Annotated in this window: 20 protein-coding genes; 18 read left to right on the forward strand and 2 right to left on the reverse strand. The window is 34.7% G+C overall.

The features are described from left to right. The first annotated feature begins 272 nt into the window (after positions 1-272). From JTI58_RS17005 to JTI58_RS17030, 6 genes are all read left to right on the forward strand, one after another. Positions 273-755, forward strand: a complete 483-nt coding sequence (locus JTI58_RS17005) for a cell wall elongation regulator TseB-like domain-containing protein (RefSeq protein ID WP_205442469.1) — start codon at positions 273-275, stop codon at positions 753-755. Between the two features lie 16 nt (positions 756-771). After that, complete coding sequence (locus tag JTI58_RS17010) at positions 772-1,965, forward strand: pyridoxal phosphate-dependent aminotransferase (RefSeq protein WP_205442470.1); 1,194 nt, start codon at positions 772-774, stop codon at positions 1,963-1,965. Between the two features lie 28 nt (positions 1,966-1,993). Further along, positions 1,994-3,289: an asparagine--tRNA ligase gene (asnS, locus tag JTI58_RS17015; RefSeq protein WP_205442471.1), complete on the forward strand. Its 1,296-nt coding sequence runs from the start codon at positions 1,994-1,996 to the stop codon at positions 3,287-3,289. A gap of 77 nt (positions 3,290-3,366) precedes the next feature. Then, a complete protein-coding gene (locus tag JTI58_RS17020; RefSeq protein WP_205442473.1) occupies positions 3,367-4,095 on the forward strand; it encodes a DnaD domain-containing protein in 729 nt (242 codons plus the stop codon). A 12-nt stretch (positions 4,096-4,107) separates the two neighbouring features. Next, a complete protein-coding gene (gene nth / locus JTI58_RS17025) occupies positions 4,108-4,770 on the forward strand; it encodes an endonuclease III (protein WP_048389975.1) in 663 nt (220 codons plus the stop codon). Then, on the forward strand, positions 4,767-5,081 hold the full coding sequence (locus JTI58_RS17030) for a YpoC family protein (RefSeq protein ID WP_205442474.1): 315 nt from the start codon (positions 4,767-4,769) through the stop codon (positions 5,079-5,081). The genes nth and JTI58_RS17030 overlap by 4 nt, the downstream gene beginning before the upstream one ends. 393 nt (positions 5,082-5,474) lie before the next feature. Here JTI58_RS17030 and JTI58_RS17035 read toward each other — a convergent pair whose 3' ends face one another. Together JTI58_RS17035 and recU are read right to left on the reverse strand one after the other, a co-directional pair. Further along, positions 5,475-8,138, reverse strand: coding sequence for a penicillin-binding protein 1A (locus JTI58_RS17035; protein ID WP_205442475.1), 2,664 nt, complete (start codon positions 8,136-8,138; stop codon positions 5,475-5,477). 2 nt (positions 8,139-8,140) lie between these two features. Beyond that, positions 8,141-8,785, reverse strand: a complete 645-nt coding sequence (gene recU / locus JTI58_RS17040; protein ID WP_205442477.1) for a Holliday junction resolvase RecU — start codon at positions 8,783-8,785, stop codon at positions 8,141-8,143. 380 nt (positions 8,786-9,165) lie between these two features. On the opposite strand from recU, the gene JTI58_RS17045 reads away from it, so the two are divergent. The 12 genes from JTI58_RS17045 to JTI58_RS17100 all read left to right on the forward strand — a co-directional run bounded on the left by JTI58_RS17045 (position 9,166) and on the right by JTI58_RS17100 (position 22,432). Then, the gene (locus JTI58_RS17045; protein WP_205442478.1) at positions 9,166-9,360 is read left to right on the forward strand and encodes an endonuclease; all 195 of its coding nucleotides are present in this window, start codon (positions 9,166-9,168) and stop codon (positions 9,358-9,360) included. A 210-nt stretch (positions 9,361-9,570) separates the two neighbouring features. Continuing rightward, positions 9,571-9,954 (forward strand): YppE family protein, encoded by a 384-nt coding sequence (locus tag JTI58_RS17050; protein WP_205442479.1) that lies wholly within the window; start codon positions 9,571-9,573, stop codon positions 9,952-9,954. Beyond that, positions 9,929-12,208: a DEAD/DEAH box helicase gene (locus JTI58_RS17055; RefSeq protein WP_205442481.1), complete on the forward strand. Its 2,280-nt coding sequence runs from the start codon at positions 9,929-9,931 to the stop codon at positions 12,206-12,208. Before JTI58_RS17050 ends, JTI58_RS17055 begins: the two co-directional genes overlap by 26 nt. 224 nt (positions 12,209-12,432) lie before the next feature. After that, complete coding sequence (locus JTI58_RS17060; RefSeq protein WP_205442482.1) at positions 12,433-13,119, forward strand: response regulator transcription factor; 687 nt, start codon at positions 12,433-12,435, stop codon at positions 13,117-13,119. Then, positions 13,116-14,189: a HAMP domain-containing sensor histidine kinase gene (locus JTI58_RS17065; RefSeq protein WP_205442483.1), complete on the forward strand. Its 1,074-nt coding sequence runs from the start codon at positions 13,116-13,118 to the stop codon at positions 14,187-14,189. The genes JTI58_RS17060 and JTI58_RS17065 overlap by 4 nt, the downstream gene beginning before the upstream one ends. A 126-nt stretch (positions 14,190-14,315) precedes the next feature. Beyond that, on the forward strand, positions 14,316-14,891 hold the full coding sequence (locus JTI58_RS17070) for a class I SAM-dependent methyltransferase (RefSeq protein ID WP_205442485.1): 576 nt from the start codon (positions 14,316-14,318) through the stop codon (positions 14,889-14,891). A gap of 856 nt (positions 14,892-15,747) precedes the next feature. Beyond that, on the forward strand, positions 15,748-16,653 hold the full coding sequence (locus tag JTI58_RS17075) for a trigger factor (protein ID WP_205442486.1): 906 nt from the start codon (positions 15,748-15,750) through the stop codon (positions 16,651-16,653). A gap of 16 nt (positions 16,654-16,669) precedes the next feature. Further along, entirely contained in the window at positions 16,670-16,984 is a 315-nt protein-coding gene (locus tag JTI58_RS17080) for a thioredoxin family protein (RefSeq protein ID WP_205442487.1), read from the forward strand. Between the two features lie 200 nt (positions 16,985-17,184). Beyond that, the gene (locus tag JTI58_RS17085) at positions 17,185-17,934 is read left to right on the forward strand and encodes a LytR/AlgR family response regulator transcription factor (RefSeq protein WP_205442488.1); all 750 of its coding nucleotides are present in this window, start codon (positions 17,185-17,187) and stop codon (positions 17,932-17,934) included. Between the two features lie 166 nt (positions 17,935-18,100). Then, the gene (locus tag JTI58_RS17090; protein WP_205442489.1) at positions 18,101-19,297 is read left to right on the forward strand and encodes a sensor histidine kinase; all 1,197 of its coding nucleotides are present in this window, start codon (positions 18,101-18,103) and stop codon (positions 19,295-19,297) included. A gap of 399 nt (positions 19,298-19,696) precedes the next feature. Further along, the gene (locus JTI58_RS17095) at positions 19,697-21,076 is read left to right on the forward strand and encodes a TldD/PmbA family protein (protein ID WP_243456094.1); all 1,380 of its coding nucleotides are present in this window, start codon (positions 19,697-19,699) and stop codon (positions 21,074-21,076) included. A 12-nt stretch (positions 21,077-21,088) separates the two neighbouring features. After that, positions 21,089-22,432: a TldD/PmbA family protein gene (locus JTI58_RS17100; protein WP_205442492.1), complete on the forward strand. Its 1,344-nt coding sequence runs from the start codon at positions 21,089-21,091 to the stop codon at positions 22,430-22,432. Positions 22,433-22,447 lie beyond the last annotated feature (15 nt).

A 22,447-nucleotide genomic window follows, 5' to 3' on the forward strand; every position in this document is an offset into this window, starting at 1 on the left:
TTAGCCATGATATTTATTCCTAAAAAGAAGCGTTTTTTATCTGGAATGAAATTTACTGTAGTCATCATTTGAAAACGTTGTTCTAGCAACGTACAATATATGAAATTAAGAAACACCACAGTACAAAATTGTTGTATAATGTTGTGGTATGAGGAAAGAAAGCAGGTTGACAAAATGGAAAGCAAAATGAATGGTTACACAGTTATAGACACACACATGCATCAGCTATGTGTTATACCAAAACAGCTCGATGTGAAACATAAGGTGAATAGATGAAAAACTGGTTAATTTTCATTTCTGTCTTTATTGTTTCGTTGTCACTTGTCATTAGTATTTTAGTACTCTGGAAAGCCGAGGCTCCGTTCCGTTCAATTGAAGAGCAGGCTGAACAGTTGGCACTCGATGCCAAAGCCCTCGCAATTGTATCGGAGTCCTACACATATAATGGCAAACATTCGTATGTTACTGTGTTCGGGGTAGACGAATACGGTGATAAAAAAGCTGTCTTTGTTCCGACGAATCTAGACGAGGATTCCATTCAGGAAGTGTTAGTAGAAGATGGTATTACGGAAAAGCAAGCATTATCGGTTTTTAAAAATGAAGGAAATGTACAAAAAGTCCTCCACATGAAATTAGGCTATGAGGAGCCTGGCGCGGTTTGGGAAATTACGTATCTGAACGACCATGACCAGCTCAACTATGTCTATATTATGTTTAAGGATGGCGACTGGTGGAAGCGCATTACGAATTTATAAGAGGAGTAGATCCCGAATGAAAAATTTATTAGCAACACGTGTAAAAACTTTAACACCATCTTCAACTTTAGCGATTACTGCGAAAGCAAAAGCATTGAAAGAGCAAGGTATTGATGTTATTGGTCTTGGGGCTGGTGAACCAGACTTTAATACACCTCAAAACATTTTAAATGCAGCCATTGATTCAATGGAAAAAGGGTATACAAAATATACACCTGCTGGCGGACTTCCAGTTCTGAAAAAAGCCATTATTGATAAGCTTCAACGCGACAATAACCTTGCCTATCAGCCAAATGAAATCATTGTGGGTGTAGGGGCAAAGCATATTTTATACACGCTATTCCAAGTGATTTTAAATGAAGGCGACGAGGTTATTATTCCAATTCCTTATTGGGTGTCTTATCCAGAACAAGTGAAATTAGCTGGCGGCGTACCAGTATATGTTGAAGGTACACGTGAACAAAGCTATAAAATTACAGCGGATCAACTGAGAGCAGCTGTGACAGACAAAACAAAAGCCGTGATTATCAATTCTCCTAGCAACCCATCTGGCATGATTTATTCTCGTGAAGAGCTAGCAGAACTTGCTGCTGTTGCAGAAGAAAAAGATATTTTAATCGTGTCAGATGAAATTTATGAGAAGCTTGTATACAATGGTATTGAGCATTTTTCAATTGCACAACTTTCTGATGCAGTGAAAGCACGTACAATCGTTGTAAATGGTGTGGCAAAATCTCACTCTATGACAGGCTGGCGTATTGGGTATGCTGCAGGCGACGCAGACATTATTAATGCAATGACTGACCTTGCATCACACTCAACATCTAACGCGACAACAACAGCACAATATGCAACTGTGGAGGCTTATAATGGATCTCAAGATACAGTAGAGGAAATGCGTCAGGCATTTGAATCTCGTCTTGAAAAAATTTATCCACAGGTAAGTGCTATTCCTGGCTTCCATGTATTAAAGCCACAGGGTGCATTCTACTTATTACCAGACGTAGCAGAAGCAATGGCTCATACTGGCTATGATTCAGTAGATGCATTTGCTGCGGATATTTTAACAGAAGCAAACGTAGCAGTGATTCCAGGCTCTGGCTTCGGCACACCAACTACAATGCGATTATCTTATGCTACATCTTTAGACTTATTAGAAGAGGCAGTCCGTCGTATTGATTCATTTGTAAAATCAAAATGGCAAGACTAATCCTGCTAGTCGACTTTGGAGGATTTCTATGAAAAAAATTATGATTAAAGATATGCCACAGCATATCGGTGAAACAGTCAAAATTGGCGCTTGGTTAGCCAATAAACGTTCAAGCGGAAAAATCGCGTTCCTACAGCTACGTGATGGCTCTGGCTTTGTACAGGGTGTTGTTGTGAAAGAAGAAGTGGGCGAAGAAATTTTTGCTACGGCAAAAGGAATGACGCAAGAAACTTCTATGTATGTTATAGGTGAGGTTAAAGCTGACGAACGTTCAAGCTTTGGCTGTGAGCTTGCTATAACTGGTATTGAGGTACTACATGCAGCAACTGATTTCCCAATCACACCAAAAGAACATGGTCCAGAATTTTTAATGGATAACCGTCATTTATGGCTACGTTCTCGTAAACAACATGCTACTATGAAAATTCGTAATGAAATCATTCGCGCTACATACGAATTTTTCAACAACAACGGTTTTACAAAAATGGACCCACCAATTTTAACAGGTTCTGCACCTGAAGGTACTTCAGAGCTGTTCCATACAAAATATTTTGATGAAGATGCTTATCTATCTCAATCTGGTCAGCTTTACATGGAAGCGGCTGCGATGGCTTTAGGAAAAGTATTCTCATTTGGTCCAACGTTCCGTGCTGAAAAATCTAAAACTCGTCGTCATTTAATCGAGTTTTGGATGATCGAGCCTGAGATGGCGTTTGTAGAATTTGAAGAAAATTTAGAAGTACAAGAACAATATGTAGCACACATCGTACAATCTGTACTTGCAAACTGCAAATTAGATTTAGAGCGACTTGGCCGTGATACATCGACACTTGAAAACATTAAAGCGCCATTCCCTCGTATTTCGTACGATGATGCGATTAAGCTTTTACATGAACAAGGCTTCGACGATATTGAATGGGGCGATGATTTTGGTGCGCCACATGAAACAGCGATTGCGAACTCATTTGACAAACCAGTATTTATTACTTGTTACCCAGTAGGCATTAAACCATTCTATATGCAGCCACATCCGGATCGTGATGATGTTGTATTATGTGCTGATTTAATTGCACCAGAGGGCTATGGGGAAATCATTGGTGGTTCTGAGCGTATCCATGACTATGATTTATTAAAATCACGTCTGGAAGAGCATAACCTATCATTAGATGCCTATGCATGGTATTTAGAGCTTCGCAAACATGGCTCTGTTCCACATTCAGGCTTTGGTCTAGGGTTAGAGCGAACTGTCGCATGGATTTCAGGCACAGAACATATCCGTGAAACGATTCCATTCCCACGTTTACTGAACCGCTTATATCCATAAGCTAATCAATTTAAAAGTCGCGTAGTGAACTATCTACGCGGCTTTTCTACTTACTTAAAGAAGGGGTCTGGAGAATAATGAACGTAAATAATCATCGACTCCGTACATGGACTGAGCAGAGAATGATTCCCATTCCTCAGCTTTTTTTTCAGTTTTATAAGGAGTTAAATATGGAGGATGAAGAGGCACTAATTGTCATGCACTTATTAGCCTTTCATATGGAGGGGAATGACTTCCCGACACCGAATGATCTAAAGAATCGTCTCACAATGGCTGACAATGACATCACATCACGTTTACAGCGATTAATGCAAAAGGGATTCCTTGAAATTACACGTGATGTTGATGCAGGAGGCAAGCTATATGAAAAGTATTCCGTATACCCACTTTGGGAGCGCATTTTGCAGATGATTGATATGAAAGAGCAACAACAAACGGCAGTGACTCTTCAACAAGAAGAAGGTGAGATATTCCGTCTTTTTGAAGAGGAAATGGGGCGCCTTTTATCTCCTTTAGAGCTTGAAAAAATTGGATGTTGGCTTGATGAGGACAAGCATAGTCCAGCACTCATCAAAGAGGCGCTAAAGGAGGCTGTCTTTGCTGGGAAACTGAGTATACGCTATATTGATCGCATTTTATTAGAGTGGAAAAAGAAAAATATTACAACACCACAAGCCGCACAAAAGCAAAGTGAGCAGTTCCGTGAGAAACAGACATTTAACAGAGCACCAGCTCGAACAGCTCAGCCAGAATCGCAATCAACGAGTAAAGTACCTTTTTATAATTGGTTGGAAGAAAGAGAATAGGGGGCATCCAGTTTGTTAACGAAAAAACAGTGGGAGCATTGTCTAGAAGAAATGGATCGAATGTTTCCCGACGCACATTGTGAGCTCGTCCATGACAATGCTTTTGAGCTAACGATTGCCACATTATTATCTGCACAATGTACAGATGTACTAGTCAATAAAGTAACGAAAACCTTATTTCAAAAATATAAAACACCAGAAGATTATTTAGCTGTTTCCATAGAGGAATTGCAACAGGATATTCGCTCTATTGGCCTTTATCGCAATAAGGCGAAGAACATTCAGGCTCTATGTCAACGTTTACTAGATGAGTACGGTGGCGAAATCCCTGCAACACGTGAAGCATTGGTGACATTACCAGGCGTAGGTCGAAAAACGGCCAATGTTGTGCTTTCAGTAGCCTTCGATATTCCAGCACTTGCAGTGGATACCCATGTGGAGCGAGTATCCAAACGCCTAGGGCTCTGTCGATGGAAAGATTCGGTGCTTGAAGTGGAAGAAACGATTATGAAGAAAACGCCAATGGACAAATGGTCAAAAACGCATCACCAATTAATTTTCTTTGGACGTTATCATTGTAAGGCACAAAATCCTGGATGTGGTACTTGCCCTTTACTCGACGATTGTCGTGAAGGGCAAAAGCGTTTAAAGAAAGGCATGGTGAAGGAAGCATGAATAGTGAAGCCATTGCAAAAGAAAAAGTAGATGCATGGTTTGCCCAATGGACTTCACTACAAGCCGCTATCCATACAGCACATGATGCAAGAAATGGACTGGCAAAAGGGCTAATGGAAGATGCCATCGAGCTATTTGAACAACTTGTGCAAGATGCAGGCGATGAAGTGCTACCGATTAATGGGGTTGAGCGATTAGCCTTTATTAAAGCTAAGCCAGGTCAATATGCATGCTATCGTCAACTAGATGAGCTATTTAAAGAAACGAAAAAGCGCACAGCACGACTGCGGATTCAAGCTAGTAAAAGCTAGCGTGCGTAGAGTGAAGGATAGAGTGTGAGAAGTGGATAGAACAAGGAAAGTGAAGGATAGACCGCGAAAAGTAGCGGATAGAGCGTAAAAACTGATGGATAGCTTGCGTAGAGTGAAGGATAGAGTATGAGAAGTGGATAGAACAGGTAAAGTGAAGGATAGACCCTGAAAAGTGGCGGATAAAGCGTAAAAACTGATGGATAGCTTGCGCAGAGTGAAGGATAGAGTGTAAGAAGTGGATAGAACAGGTAAAGTGAAGGATAGACCGCGGAAAGTAGCGGATAAAGCATCAAAACTGATGGATAGAACGTCAATATTGACGGATAGCCTCCTCAGCCTTCACTATCTAAAAGAAACACCGAGAAGCAGAAATGCTTCTCGGTGTTTCTTTGTTTATTCTGTGTTTTGATCTTCTTCATTTGGGTTGGTAGGTTCGGTAGGTGGTGTTGGCTGCTGATTGCCATCGTTATTGCCATTGTTTCCACCATTGCCGTTATTTCCATGCCCATTGCCATTCCCATTATTATTGTTGTTATTGCCGTTGTCACCATTGCCATTATTGTTATTACCATTATTATTGTCCTCTTGACCAGGATCAATCGGTAAGTCAATTTCTGGCTCATCTGGATCTTCGGTTTCCAAATCTTCCTCAGGGGTACTTGCGATCTGGAAGGTAGTTGTACCAGGTTCGCTACGTGTGCCATCCACAATGGCTACGACAGAGATTGTATAATTACCATCTTCAAGCGTGTTCGCAACAGTTAAGCCATTAGTGTCCGCTGTACCTAGGATAACCGTTTCTCCACCTTGTCGTGTGGCAGAAACTTCAAATGAAGTTGGTAATGGTTCATCCGTTTCAGGATTTAGGATGGCATCATGTTCCCAAGAAATATTGATGGACTGTGCTCCTAAATCTAAGCTTGCCGATACATTATAAGGTGTAGATAGCTCTGGCGCCTCATAGACCTCAGAAACTTCTGTTGGTTCCGTACCGCGCACGAATAGCTCTGTTTGACGTAGTTCGCTAGGTGTATACTCACTTGCCAATCTTAAAGGTTTAGAGCCAACTTCCACCGTTGCTTCTACAACTGTACTTGGCTTTTTAAAGCTTGCTGTTTCAACGTTCGCTGAAATTTCTTGCATAATGGTCTTAAATAAGTTTTGTGGTAATCGACGTTCTTCCCATGTTGTAATAGGATCAAAGTGTTTTTCATAGCCACTCCATATAGCAATGGAATAATTTGTTGTGTAACCTGCAAACCAGGAATCCGGCACACTCGTATTCGGTAAATTATACTTGCTAAAATCTTCTGCTGAGTAGTTGGTTGTACCTGTTTTACCTGCGATATCTAAGCCAGGAACATTGGCAGCAGTACCAGAAGCATCAGGCTTATTGCCGACTACATCACGTAGCATATCTGTTACCATGTAAGCCGTATAATCGTTCATCGCCACTTTAGACTCAGGTGTGTAGTTTTTAGACGTTTTACCATCACGATAAACAATTTTTGTAATCGAATGTGGATCTGTATAGACCCCGTTATTTCCGAAAGCAGCATAGGAAGCCGCCATTTGAATAGGGGAGATGGTAATCGCACCACCGCCAATTGCATCTGACTCGTATAGATTTTCTGTTTCAATTCCTAAACGTCCAACAAATTCCTTGGCTTTTTCAGTGCCGACCTCTTGTAATGCTTTGACAGCTGGAACGTTACGTGAAGCATATAATGCTTTACGTGCAGTCATGGCACCCATATATCTGCCATCCCAGTTTGTGATTGTTTGTTTTGTACCTGTATAGTTCATTGGTTCGTCGACAAGTGTTTGACCTGTAGACCATTTTAAATATTCGATTGCTGGACCATAGTCAACTAATGGTTTCATTGTAGAACCTGGTTGATTATTTGTTAAGTCCTCGGCATAGTTCCAGCCACGTTCTGCACCATATTTACGACCGCCACCAACGGCTTGAATGGCACCTGTCTTTGTATCGATGACAGCCACACCTGACTGAATATCTTCAGTTGGGAAATTACTATCATCATTCATCACATTTTCTACAACTTGTTGAGCATTTGGATCAAGCGTCGTATAGACTTTGATTCCTTCTGCCATTGCCGAACCGTCACCATTATTTTCTAATTCATTAATAACAATATCCAGGAAGGCATCATATTTGGAACCTGCAAATGATTGGCGTGTTGCATCATCCGCTAAACCTGATTGGACTTCTGCTTTCTTTGCTTCTTCCATTTCCGCTTTAGAAATTTTTCCATGTTGATTCATTAATCCTAGAACGGTATTACGACGTTTTTTTGCAAGCTCAGGGTTTTTTAATGGATTATACGCATTTGGTCGTTGCACTAGCCCTGCTAATAGTGCTTCTTCATCTAAAGTTAAATCTTTTAATTCTTTACCATAGAAGTATTGTGCGGCTGTGCCGAAGCCATAGATACGACCTGACATAAGCATTTTATTGAAGTACATTTCAAAAATTTCTTCTTTTGTATACTTACGTTCTAACTGGAAGGCAAGCCATGCTTCCTGTGCTTTACGCTTTAATTTCTTCTCGTTTTGTAAAAATGAGTTTTTGACAACTTGCTGTGTGAGAGTCGATGCACCTTGTGCACCAAAGCCATCACGGAAGTTTGCTAGAATGGCACCACCAAGACGATAAAAATCCATACCATGATGCTCAAAAAAGCGTACATCTTCTGTTGCCAGAATAGCATTGATCATATCTTCAGGTATATCTTCATATTTTATATATTTACGGTTTTCAGCACCGATTGTTGCAAATAATTCACCGTTTTTATCGTAGAACTCTGAAGAAACAGGATCTTTCAATAATTCTTCATCGAGCTCTGGAGCCGTGCTTGCATAGAAGGCAAATAATGCAGCTCCTCCAATTAAGCCTGCCACACCGATAGCTAAGACTGTTAAGAAAATGCGTTTAAACCATGACTTAGTGGATGAGGCTGGTTTGGTTTTTTTCTTTTTATTTTTTTCAGCGAGAGCTTTTTGATGCTCTCCACGTGTTCGACGACGTTCAGTCATTCTTATTTCTCCTCACTTTCAGACCCGTAGCATTTTGCATCGATCAATTGTTGGATGATGGGTAAATAATCGATACGTGGATAATAACTTGTGGGAATTTCATATGCCTCTTCTTCGATTGTTGAAAAGGGTATCGATTTACGATCGCCATTGTCCATTGCTTGCCAGGCCTTTTGTAAAACTTCGTATGGCACAATAAAATATCGTTCAAAAGCAGAAAAGCGAACGATAATAAAAGCCACACCATTTTGTTCCGTCACTTGCTGCATATGCGTCATTTGATGCTCATGAATATTTTTTAAAGGGAAACTTGTTTTGGAAGCCGTTTCCTTTGCATCAAAATCTATATATTGCCCATTCCAAACACCATTGTAGTCGGTTGTAGAGGGTGTTCGAAAATAAGCTTCACGAATGACAGCAGCACTTCGTGAAGGGTACTCTACTTTGACGATTTGCACAGGAACAGGTTTCTTATGAATGATAGCAAGTCGCCTTTTTATATAATAGTCGTTTGCTTCATTAATTTCATCTTCTAGCGTCTTCCCACGATTACTAAAAGATAAATCTTTGTTTTTGCTCTTTTTTTCTGTTTTCTGTACAGAAGCATTTGGGGTATACAATTTCCCGTTTGGATAACGAATTGTCATTAAGCTCACCCTTTACCTTACTGCTTTTCTATCCACTAGTTTACCATGTTTTAGTGGCTATTCTCTACCTCCATCAGTCATGTAATTGTTACTAGAATAGTAGAAAACCGATGGTAAGTATGAATAATTTGCGTCGAAAAATCGCCAGCTTCCTTATTACTCGAATCGTCAAAATAACTGATAAATTTAAATAGGCCATTAGGATGAAAATATGCTCACATCGAGACCTTTCATTCATGACGATTTTTCAGATCGAAGGTTCATTATTAAAATTTTATCGAAAATCTTCTTCTTTCAGCTAACTTACGCTTATTTTGTCACGCATGAAGGTAATTCTATACATGCGAGGAATACTAAAGTAAAGCAAAGGAGGCGTTATTTTGAACAAGTTAGAACAACTAGTTGCGCAGTTAGATCTGGTCAATCAATTACTTTTCACGAGAGTGTCACTGGAAAACAATGCTCATGGGTTGCATCTTTTTATGCAGCTCAAAGCGGTTAGCCAAAAAGTAAGCTTAGCAGAAAAGAACTGGCAAGTAAAGAATGCTTGTTCGCCTATTAGTAGTGAAAAATGATAGACTTTGGTACACTTATCTCATAAGCAATTGAACTAACGCAATAGCATGAAAATTGATACAATATTTGCCATAAAGGTGAGGTAAATAGGTGTCAAGAATAGTGATATTTCCATAGTGGACATGCTGGACAAGACATATTCACCATGTATATGCAGTCACTACGAAATATATTTGCTATGTGTAATTGATGAGAGATGAGGTGCAAAATTGTTAGTTATCCAGCAAACATCCAAATTAATAGATGAATGTGATCAATGTGTTTCACGTTTTTGGCAAATGCGTGAGGAAGATCGAACACCCGATTTTTTTCAAGAGGTAAAGCCACATGCAGATGAAATTCATCAACTGTTGAAGGAATGGCAGCAAGAAGCCAATAAATGGATTCAAAAAAATCGACCGAAATACATGCATACACAACAAATTGCTTCAGCGGCAGAATCCATGGAGCAATTTGTTGTGCAGTCTTTTTATAAAGAAACAAGTAAAAAACGTTTTTTAGATGCGATTCACTCTACCTCCTATACATTGAAAATCTTTGAACGATTAGTAAAGGAGGTAGAAGAGGGTGCTATCGAAGAAACGAACGATTAGTGAGCTTTTACATGAGTGGAGATATGATGAAGAACTAAAAGAGCGTATCTTGCATTGGCAAACATTAGAAGGACGCCCAGCCAACTATGCACCTTTTCCGGGAAATTTACATCCGTCTTTAGTGAAAGCCTTGCAGGCAAGAGGTATCGAGCAACTTTATACACATCAGCGAGAGGCTTTTGATTTGGCACAGAGTGGTACGTCTTTTACAGCAGTTACGCCAACTGCTTCAGGTAAATCTTATTGCTATCATCTGCCAGTACTACAAAAAATAATGGAAGATAAAAATGCGCGTGCCATTTATTTATTTCCAACAAAGGCATTGGCACAGGACCAAAAAAATGATTTGAATGAACTAATCGAGCAAAGTGGTGAGGAGATTTTAAGCTATACGTATGATGGAGATACGGCTCCAGGTATTCGCCAAAAGGTTCGGAAGGCTGGGCATATCGTGATGACAAATCCTGATATGCTTCATTCGGGAATTTTACCGCATCATACAAAGTGGGTTTCACTTTTTGAAAATCTTCAATATATCGTTATTGATGAATTGCATACATACAAAGGTGTATTTGGTTCCCATGTGGCTCATGTTATTCGGAGATTAAAAAGAATTTGTGAATTTTATGGTAGTAAACCTGTGTTTATTTGTACATCAGCTACCATTAAAAATCCTAAGGAACTTGCTGAGCTGCTAACGAATGAATCACATATGCTCATTGCTGATTCGGGTGCACCAGTTGGCAAGAAAACCTTTCTTTTTTACAATCCGCCGATTATTCATAAAACATTTGGCGTGCGTAGAAGTGCTGTTTTAGAGGTTAGTGATTTAGCCAAAAGGCTGTACACAGCTGGCATTCAATCGATTATTTTTGCTAAAAGTCGGGTACGAGTAGAGATGATTGTAACCTATTTAAAGGAACTAACACGTAATAAGCTGCTTGATGAATCTGTTCGTGGCTATCGCGGTGGGTATCTGCCATCTGAGCGACGTGTCATCGAAAAAGGCTTGCGTGATGGGACGATTCAAACAGTAGTTAGCACCAATGCATTAGAATTAGGTGTCGATATCGGTCAATTACAAGCATGTATTATGACAGGTTACCCGGGAAATATTGCGAGTGCTTGGCAGCAAGCAGGACGTGCGGGGAGACGTCAGGATGAGGCATTGATTATTTATGTTGCACAATCTTCCGCATTGGATCAATATGTGGTCAATCATCCACTATTTTTACTAGGCAGTACACCAGAGGAAGCACGTATCTATCCAGAAAATATGCTGATTTTAATGGATCATTTGAAATGTGCCGCCTTCGAGCTACCCTTTTCAACAGGCGATTCGTATGGGGAATATGACATACAGGAATTGTTGGAATATTTAGCAGAGGAAGGGGTTGTCTTTAAGACGAGTGATAAATGGCATTGGATGAGTGAGCGTTTCCCTGCGCATGATATTAGCCTGCGCTCTGCGTCACAGGAAAATGTGGTTATTATTGATCTGTCCATCCCTGCACAGACAAAGGTCATTGGTGAAATGGATCGTCATAGTGCCATGACACTCTTGCATGAAGAAGCCATTTACTTACACCAAGGTATTCAATTCCAAGTGGAGAAGCTTGATTGGGAAGAAAAGAAAGCCTTTGTACGGGAAGTAGATGTAGATTACTATACAGATGCCAATCTAGCAGTTGAAATGAAAGTATTGGAGGAGGATCGTAGCCGTTCATATGTGGGCGGTACGATTTGCTTTGGCGATGTTGGCTTAGTCGCACAAGCAACAATTTTTAAGAAAATAAAGTTCGGTGGAAAACAGGACAATATCGGGTCGGGAACAATTCATTTACCACCTGATGAAATGCATACTAGCTCATCTTGGCTATCATTTGAAGCACCATCGAAATGGTCAGAGGCAGAGTTAGATGGAGCTATGGTTGGTGCTGCTTATGCCATTAATGCTTTTATTCCGATTTTCATTCGATGTGATAGTAGTGATGTTGCTGTCGTGCCACAAATAAAGGCAACGCATAATGAGCTACCAACATTTTTTGTTTATGACAAGTATCCTGGTGGTATTGGTCTAAGTGAAAAAGTATACGATTTATGGGAGCAACTTTTGGACAAAACACTACAACATGTATCAAGTTGTCCATGTGAAGCAGGTTGCCCATCTTGCATTGGCGTTCAAGACAGCTTGAATGAATCAAAAGGGTATGTTATAAAATTGCTAAGCTATTTAGTGTCCCAACTAAATTAATGAAAAGGAGCGTTGAGGGTACGCCTTCAAAGATATTAACGTATTCTTCCACCTTCTTTGGTATTGATTAATTAATTTTAAATACGTTTTCAAATGATTTCCAGTCTTGAGAAAATTGAAAGGTATTTATTATTTTTTTAATTGATTACTGCTACAATTAATAGGGAAACATGTTTGTGTATAGCCCTATCAAGTTAAATTAAAGATTATTATGAGGAGAAACAATGATACCAAAAATACTTATTATTGATGATGATAATGATATCAGGAATCTCATTTCTGTATACTTAGAAAATGAAGGAATGGAAACATTTAAAGCAGCAGATGCTTTTGAAGGCTTAGAATTATTAAAATCAATTGATGTTGATTTAATTGTTTTGGATATCATGATGCCTAAAATGAATGGTATTCAAGCCTGTTTAAAGATAAGAGAAGAAAAGAGTATGCCCATAATTATGCTTTCAGCTAAATCTGAAGACATAGATAAGATACAAGGATTAACATCTGGAGCAGATGATTATTTATCAAAACCTTTTAACCCATTAGAGCTGATTGCAAGGGTAAAATCTCAATTAAGACGTTCTCATAAATATAATTTGGAAATAAAAAATAATAGGAAAATAATAGAGATAGGCGAATTGAAAATTAATACAGATACACGACAGGTTTTTGTTCAAGGGAAAGAAACGAGATTAACCCCTAAGGAGTTCGATATATTGGAGCTTCTAGCTTATAATAAAGGCATTGTGCTTAGTATACAAAAAATATATGAAGCAGTTTGGAAAGAAGACTATTTTAAGTCAGATAGCACCGTAATGGTCCATATTACTAAAATAAGGGAAAAGATCGAACCAGATCCGAAACATCCAATTTATATTAAAACGATTTGGGGTGTGGGCTACATAATATGATTGTTAAATTTAGGAATAAAATTACAGTAAGGTTGCTTATCTCATTTGCGATAAGTTTATTTTTTTCAATGTTTATTTCTATCCTAGTATCACGATTATTTCTTTACTATATTGATTTAAATATGATTGAAACAACTCCTACTTTCGCAAGTGTATATATTACAATTGAATTTCTCGCTATCATCAGCTCTTTTATAGCTTGTTTCTTATTTTTAATAAGAAAAAAATTAAAGTATATTAAGCATATAACAGAAAGCGTACAACAAATTGCTAATGGAAATCTAGGATTAAATATTGAAGTAATAGGTAAGGATGAAATAACTCAATTAGCAAATAATATTAATATTATGTCAAAAGAATTAGAAAACAAATTTCATCATGAAAGAGAAATTGAAAAGGGGAAAAATGAACTTATTACAAATGTATCACATGATTTAAGAACACCCTTAACTTCATTAATTGGCTATTTAGATTTACTGAAAAAGGGAGAATATAGTCCTGACGCAAAATATAATGAGTATTTAGAGATAAGCTATTCAAAGTCACAAAATCTGAAATTTTTAATTGATGAATTATTTGAGTATACCCGTTTATCAAATCCCAAAATACAATTAAACATTAGTGAAGTAAATATGAGTGATTTGTTAGAACAAATAATAGGAGAGTATATTCCGATTTTTGGACGAGAAAAAATAAGTGTCCAAAAGAAAATTGATGATGAAGCAACTGTATTAATAGATATAGAAAAGGTTGTAAGAGTTTACGAAAATCTTTTTATGAATGTAATTAAGTATAGTGTGAAGCCCTCTACCTTACAGATATCTCTTAATAAACAGGAAGATGACGTTGTTATAAAGGTAATAAATCAAGTTGAAGAATCACCTAATAAAGATTTAAATAAATTGTTTGATCGATTCTATACTGGTGAAAAAGGCAGATTAAGTAATCAAGGAGTAGGACTAGGACTAGCTATTTCAAAAAGGATAGTTGAAATTCATCATGGAGAAATTTTTGCAGAATATGAGAATGGATTGTTAATCATCACAGTTAAATACGCTTTAAAAAAATAAAAGGCTTTTGGAATTAAATATTCCAAAAGTCTTTTTCTTAAGAATTCTTAAGGAATTTCATGATAACTACTTAAGGTTTTAAGTTTAAATTTTAAATATATTACTTAAGACCAAAGGAGTTTTGTTGTGAAAAATCTATTATTTATATTCCAATATATTTTTAACCCTAGATCAGTAGGAGCTATTCTTCCAAGTTCAAAATATCTAAGTAAAAAAATGATAAATGATATAAACTTTGAGAAAGCAAAATACATCGTTGAGTATGGACCAGGTACAGGTATATTTACAGAGAATATTATAAAAAATAAGAAGACGACAACTAAAGTTGTTTTAATCGAAAATAATAAAAATTTTTATACACTGCTGCAAGAAAAGTATAAAAATGTAGATAATACAATAATTGTGTATGATTCTGCAGAGAATGTTGAATCGATTTTGATGGATAATCAAATTCCTTATGTAGACTATATAGTTTCGGGTTTACCATTTACAAGTTTGCCTATAAATGTATCCAATAAAATATTACAAAACACTTTAAAAGTTTTGAAAGAAGATGGACTTTTTGTTACTTTCCAATACACAAAATTAAAAATACCATTCTTTAAAAAATATTTTCCTGATATTTCAATTAAAAAAGAATATAGAAATTTACCTCCAGCGTATATTTTAAATTGCTATAAATTTTGCTTAAAAAAAGAATGAAGAAAATAGTATACATTTATTTACTTAAGGGAAAATAAAATCAATATAGTTACTAGGAGGTAAAATGCAAACATTTATAAAAGTAATTTTAGCAGTATTGATTTTGGTTCTATTTATTTTATGTTTATTCAAACTGATTTCTTTTTCTAAATTATTTTCAATAGAGATTATCTTAGTCGCTATATTAGATTTTCTAAATAATTATGAAGCTTGTAGTTATAGATGTATAAATAATAAATGATTAATACTAATTGTTTTTATTACTTTTTAACATATAAAATGGTTTGGATTTTCGAATCCATTCCATTTTTATTTTAAGAAAACTTAAGGATTTCTAAGAGCAGTATATTAAAATTCTTTAAGAAAACCGAAGGGGCAAGAGAATGTAATGAGAAAAAAGATAAAATTAATGATTATCTGAGGATTGAACATGGGGAATTAAAAAATCAACTGAGAAAAAACAACTACAAATTTTTAGCATTAGCGTTAATATGTTCTATAGCACCTGCAGATGTAGTTTGCTTCTTATCTGCGGCATCAGGCATAAAATATTTATATTTTTACAATAATAATTAGTTTTTTTGGATCTACAACAAGTTTATTACTTGTAGTAGTATCAATTTATTTCATAATGATACTTGCAAAAAAATAGGATTGTCAATTAAGAAACAAATTTAAATTTAATAATATATTTGTTTTAGAAATTTGTAATCTAGATTATCGTAATAATCGTTAAAATGTACAAAATTAACATTTCATTAACCTAAATAAGCAAGAGACATAGACTTGCTTTTTTTATAATGATAGCATTTGCGATAGAAACAAATTTAATACAAAGGTGAAGGGAAGGGTAGGAATGTTTAAGTCAAAATTAATAAATTTAGTAGATTATAAAGATATGGAGATTACCGAAGATATGTGTGGTACTCCTTTAAATGAAGAAGAATTACAAGGAGTGCTTGAAAAAATTGCTAAAAGGAACGTTATTACAATTGACGTAGAAGTAGTAGAAAATGGGGATTTAATAGTTATAGACATAGATAGTCATGGGGAGAGACTTCAAAGAGATTTACCTATAACTATAGGGTTAGGCTTATTTAATATAGATATTGAAAGCAAGATTATTGGTATGAAAAAAAATGAAAAAAAGTCTATAGATTATAATGGTGCTGAGGTATCTGTAGAAGTTAAATCTATTAAGAGAAGAATTCCTGCAGAACTTACAGATGAAATTATTGTTTCTTTAAATATAGAGGGGGTAAATAGTGTAAACAGTTACAAAAAATATTTGATTGAAAAAGATCTATATGAAAAAAAGTTGAGAATACTATGTCAAAAGGGAATTGATTTCGTTTTGGATAATAGTGAGTTTTATATTTCTGAAGATGACATTTTAGTATGTTATGAAGAAAATATGAAAGCATATATTCATCAGGCTGCATCCGAACAAATGACTTTAGATGAGTTTACTAAAACTCTTTCTGGACTTACTATAGAAGAGTTTAAACAAAAGAAAAAAAGTGAAGCACCTATGTCAATTAAATATATGTTAGTGGGTAAGGAATATGCCAAAAAAGACGTTAATCTACTATACGATGAAGAAAAGTATGAAACTTATATACAAGAAATGACTGATTCAAGTCAAATGACTATAGAAGAGGCAAAAAGAAACTTCTCCTTTGAGTTGTTTCAATTAATGATGTATAAAGGAGCAGCTATTACTGAAATTTTCAAATATTTCGAATTAAAACAAACAGTATAAACAAGGAGGAAATAAAATGCCTATTTCAAATTATAATCCAGAAACATATGAAGAAATTATTAAGGAAGGTTTAACAATAGTTGATTTTTACGGTGAACGATGTGGTCCATGTGAGTATCTATCTGATGTATTAGATGAACTCATTTTCGAATTACCATTTCTAAATATTATTAAAATAAATACTACAAAAGAAATTGAAATTGCAAAAAGACATAATATTCGTGGAGTACCGTTAATTCATTTTTATAAAGATGGAGAAATGGTAAAAGAGCATTTAGGAAGCATAGATTTAGAAAATCTAAAAAAAATAGTTGGTGAGCTAATTTACTAACAATAATAATAATAGTTTATAGAAAAATACTCACTTTGTGGGTATTTTTGTTTTTTATAAGGGGAAAAGGTTTGTTTAAATGTGATAATTCTTAAATTTTTAATAATTACCACGAGTATGGTGTAACTAAAAATAAAATATTATAAAATATTAAAAAACACATATCTATTGTTTTCATTAAGTAAGAATGGGGGGGTATAATGAAACAGGTGCTAAAGGTTCTTTTAGTAGATGATAAAGAAATATGTTTAAAAGAGATTGCCTTAGCTTTAAACAATTTTAAATATATTGAAATTGTTGGAGAAATTAGTCAAGGGAAAGAGGTGCTGAATTTTTTACAGGATAATGCTGTAGATTTAATATTCCTTGATATTGAATTAGAAGATACCAATGGATTTGAACTTGCTAGAGTTATCCAATCTAATTATCCAGATATAATGATAGTATTTCTAACGGGACATGTAGAACTAGCACTTGATGGGTATATTTATCAGCCTTTAGACTTCCTTACTAAACCTATAAACCTTTTTCGATTGGAGCGCTCTTTATCTAAAGCAAGGAATTTAAAATCCAAAGACAAAGAAAATGCAAATAAAAATGCTCAAATTGGTGTTCATATAGATGGTGGATTAGAGATAATCAAAGTTAAGGATATATCTTATATTGAAAAAATTGGGCGAAAAATTTATATTATCCGCAAAAATGGAGAAAAATTCACTTCTAGTGACTCTCTTCAGAAGCTTGAAAACATATTCTGTGATTACAACTTTTTTCGATCACATCAATCTTTTTTAGTGCCTATAGATAGTATAAAAAGTATTCATTTAGATCAATTCAAAAGAACCTATAAACTCCAGTTAGAAGATGTTAATGAACAACTACCCTTAAGTAGGGATAAATACATTGAATTAAAGAAGATTCTTTTACAAAAAGGATTGAAATTCTATTAATAATTCATTTATAGTAACTGGAGAATGGGCTACTACGCATATAAACAATCCGAATATTCAGTATTTTTTTAATTTACTAATTAATTATGGTGCCATTTTTATATCACTTTTTTTGGGGTTTATCCTGATTAGACAAAATGTTTTTAATAGAATATTAGAGCTTAATATGATTGCATTATTATATAGCATTCTTTGCTCATTTCAAGGAATCATTATAGTTAACGGTGTTAGTTATTCTATAAGTATTCTCATTTTTTTAATACTAATGCTAATTGCTAGGAAGAAATATAAATATACTTATTCTTCTATTATAGCAGCATTATTATTGTCCGCAATTTTTTTGTTAAAACAAATATTAATTATGAAGATTATTTTATATATAATTCCTAGTAAATTCTACTTGCAATCAATTCTATTTATGTTACTCATTTGTTTTTTAATACTAATGTGTGTTTATAAATCAAAGATAACTATTTTGCCACCACAATCAGAAAGTTTTACTGGAATAGAAAAAAACTCTAATATGAAATATAATTTCATTTTTGTGTATTTTGTTTTGACATTAATAATATTTTGGCTTGTTTTTTTCATTGAAAATATAAATTTATTTCTTTATTTACATCAGATTTTAATTTTTTCATTCACTTTCTTAGTATTTTTCCTCTTAATATATTTAATTAAAAAAGTAATTTATTCAAATATGGAAAAAGTAGAACTACTAAAGTATAAGAGGAACCAATCTGAATTGCTAAGTTTTATGAGTATTATAAGAACTCAACGTCATGATTTTAATTTTCATTTACAGGCGATATCTGGAATGCTTGATAATAAACGATATATAGAATGTAGTGACTATGTAAAGACAATGGTTAAGGAGAGTAATTTAATGAATGAGGTACTACCCTTATATCATCCTGCAATTAGCGCACTACTGATTACTTTTAAAGAAGTAGCTGAACAAAAAGGGATAAACCTAGATATTCTTATTTATAATAATTTAGAAAATATTCCTTGTACTGTGTATGATGTTAATAAAATTATTGGAAACTTAGTGCAGAATGCTATAGATGAGGTAGAAAAGAACATTGAACTAGAACAAAATATTGCTCCATGGATTCAGATAATGATTTTTTCACGTAACGGAAATAATGTAATAAAAGTATCTAATAAAATAAGTAGTAATTTTAATAATTTTAGAAATATTTTTAGTCATGAATATTCTACTAAAGAAGAACATGAAGGAATCGGGCTTACCTCAGTTCAATTAATTCTCTCTAAATGTAATGGAACAATTTATACTGAATTTGAGGAGGAGACTATTCATTTTATTGCAAAAATCCCTTTTAGTATTGAACAATTTTAAGATTAATTTTATAAAAACACTGCTTAACCATGAAGGAAAGAACTTTGTCTTTCCTTTTTTTTGCATTTGTATGCTTTTCTATGATCCAAATATTTAGTTACAACTTAAAGTTTCGGCGTGAATAATATGAGGGTAAGAAAATTATTTATTCAAAGTATTATTTGCTGAAGTTGAATGAGTAATGCTTGTAAAGTATCCTACTTAAAAATGTACAAATGGGACATTAAAACTACCTAAACAAGCAATACATATTGTAGAAAATAAAATAAAATACTAAATTGTTAATTAAGTTTTGAAATTTTATGAATTTTCTATCGGGGGGAGATATAGAATTTTTAACTAGGGTACTTCGCGAAAAATAAATAAAGTAGTTTTTACTAAAACATGGGAGTTGGTATTGTGATACAACAAGGTACGCTTGAAAGAGTCCTTAATGCAGCAATAAGTACTGGTGGAGATTTTGCTGAAATATTTGTGGAAGATAAAACGATAAGTAATATGAATATGGTTGGAGGAGTACTTGAAAAAGCCGTCTCAGGAAGAGATTTTGGAATAGGAATTCGCATTCTAAATAGGAATTTTTGTATTTATGCCTATACAAATGATTTTAGTGAAGAGAACCTGATAAGGGTAGCTAAAGCTGCTGCACAAGGAATTTTTGGGCAAAAACAAGATATAGTAATTGATTTACGTAAGAGTTTAATAGAAAATCCTCATGATATGAAAATTATACCTAATAGTATTGGGAAAAGCGAAAAAGTTGAATGGCTAAGAAGGGCCCATTATGCGGCAAAAGAAAATGATTCGGTTATTGAACAGACACATATGTCTTATAACGAATCTATTCAAAATGTTTTAATTGCTAACACAGAAGGCATTTTAGTAGAAGATATAAGAAGTTTGAATAGATTAGCATTGATGGCTGTTGCTGCTGAAGGAACTGATAAAGAAACGGGTATCATAAGTCCAGGTTACTTTGGCGGGTTGGAGCATATTAAAAACTTAGATATAGAATCTCATGCAAGAGAAGCTGCAAGAAGTGCCAAAACCATTCTTAATGCTAGTTTTGCTCCTTCTGGAAAGTTTCCAGTTATTATAGATAATGCATTTGGCGGAGTTATTTTCCACGAAGCATGTGGGCATGGGTTAGAAGCAACGTGTGTTGCAGATAATGCATCTGTTTTCTCAGGAAAATTAGGAGAATACGTAGCATCACCTCTTGTTAGTGCGTTTGATGATGGAACGATTCTTAATTCATGGGGTTCAATAAACATTGATGACGAGGGAATGAAAAGTCAGAGAAACATGTTAATTAAAGATGGTGTCCTAAAAGGATATCTTATCGACAAACTAGGTAGCCGTAAAATGGGGATGGCTCCGACAGGTTCTGGCAGAAGGGAATCATATAAATTTAGTCCTACTTCTCGCATGACTAATACATTTATTGCAGCTGGAAATTCTACTCCAGAAGAGATTATTTCGAATACTGAATATGCAATTTATGCAAAATATATGGATGGGGGATCGGTAAACACAGCGACAGGTGAATATAACTTTAATATAAGTGAAGGTTACATTGTTAGAGACGGTAAAATTGCAGAGGCAATAAAGGGGGCTACTCTTATTGGAGATGGGATGTCCACTTTAAAAAATATTGATATGGTAGGAAATAATTTAGAATTAGGTATTGGTATGTGCGGATCGAAAAGCGGTGTAATCCCAGTAACAGTAGGTCAACCTATGATTAGGGTTTCAGAATTAACAGTTGGTGGAAGATAGGAGAAAAATTATATGAATTTAAAGGATTTTCAACAAAAATTATTCGAAAGCGGTAAGAAGTTTGGATTTAGTGATATGGAAGTATTTTATACATTAAATAAATCAACTTCCATAAGTGTTCAAAATAAAACTATTAAAGATTACGATATTGCAGAAACTTCTGGTCTTTCATTTAGAGGGAAATTCAAAGAGAAAATAGGATATTCCTTTGTAGAAAAGATTAGTGAAGAATCTATTGACTTTGTACTTAATGATGCTATAGAAAATGCAAAAATAATTGAATTAAATGATGAGGAAGTACTTTTTGATGGCTCAGGTAATTATGAACAAATAAAAAAATATTCGGAGGTATTGGAAAATACTCCAGTTAGCAAATTAATCGATGCTGCTTTTGAAATGGAAGATATTGTATTGAAAGAAGATTCAAGAATAAAACAGGTGTTAGAATGTAATCTTTCTAAAACAGAATATGAAGTTTCTATAATTAACACAAAAGGTCTTAATTGTTATTCAAAAGGTTGTATAGTGAATGCAGCTGCTTATGTAATGGCTAATGAAGGAGAACAAAATACAACTGGGTATTCAAGTGACTATACAATGAAAGACTTTTCGGATATTAATTTACATAATATTGCGAAAAAATCAGCTTCAGAAGCTATCTCTAAACTAGGTGCAAAAACCCTGAAGTCCGGGAAATATCCTGTTATATTCCGACATGATATGGCAGGGGTCTTATTCAGTGCATTTATTACTAATCTTTCAGGGGAAAACATAGAAAAAGGACTTTCAAAATTAAAAGGAAAAATTGGTGAAAAAATAGCAGGGAATAACATTAATGTCTTCGAAGATCCTTTAATGGACGGAGTACCTGGCGCTACTACTTTTGATGCTGAAGGAAGTCCAGCTAGAAAAATTAAATTGATTGAAAATGGAAAATTACTAACCTTTATGCATAACAGAAGAACTGCAAAAAAAGCTGGGGAGCAATCAACAGGTAATGCTTTTAAAAATAATTACCGTTCAGCTATAACAGTTGGTCCACATAATGTGTATTTAAAACCTGGAGAAAAAAACCTTGATGACTTAATAGAGAAAACAGAGAAAGGAGTCTTAATTATAGAACTCCAAGGAACTCATTCTGGAATAAATAGTATATCAGGAGACTTTTCGCTATATGCAACGGGCTTTTTAATTGAAGACGGAAAACTAGCTTACCCTGTAAACCAGATAACAGTATCAGGTAATGTTTTTGAACTGTGGAATGATATAGATGATATTGGAAATGATCTAATGTTTAAAAGCAATATCTCAGCACCGTCAACGAAGGTTAGGATGTTATCTATATCTGGAGATTGAAAAACAGGTCATCTT

It is taken from the genome of Lysinibacillus fusiformis, assembly GCF_016925635.1.
Taxonomy (GTDB): Bacteria; Bacillota; Bacilli; order Bacillales_A; family Planococcaceae; genus Lysinibacillus; species Lysinibacillus fusiformis_F.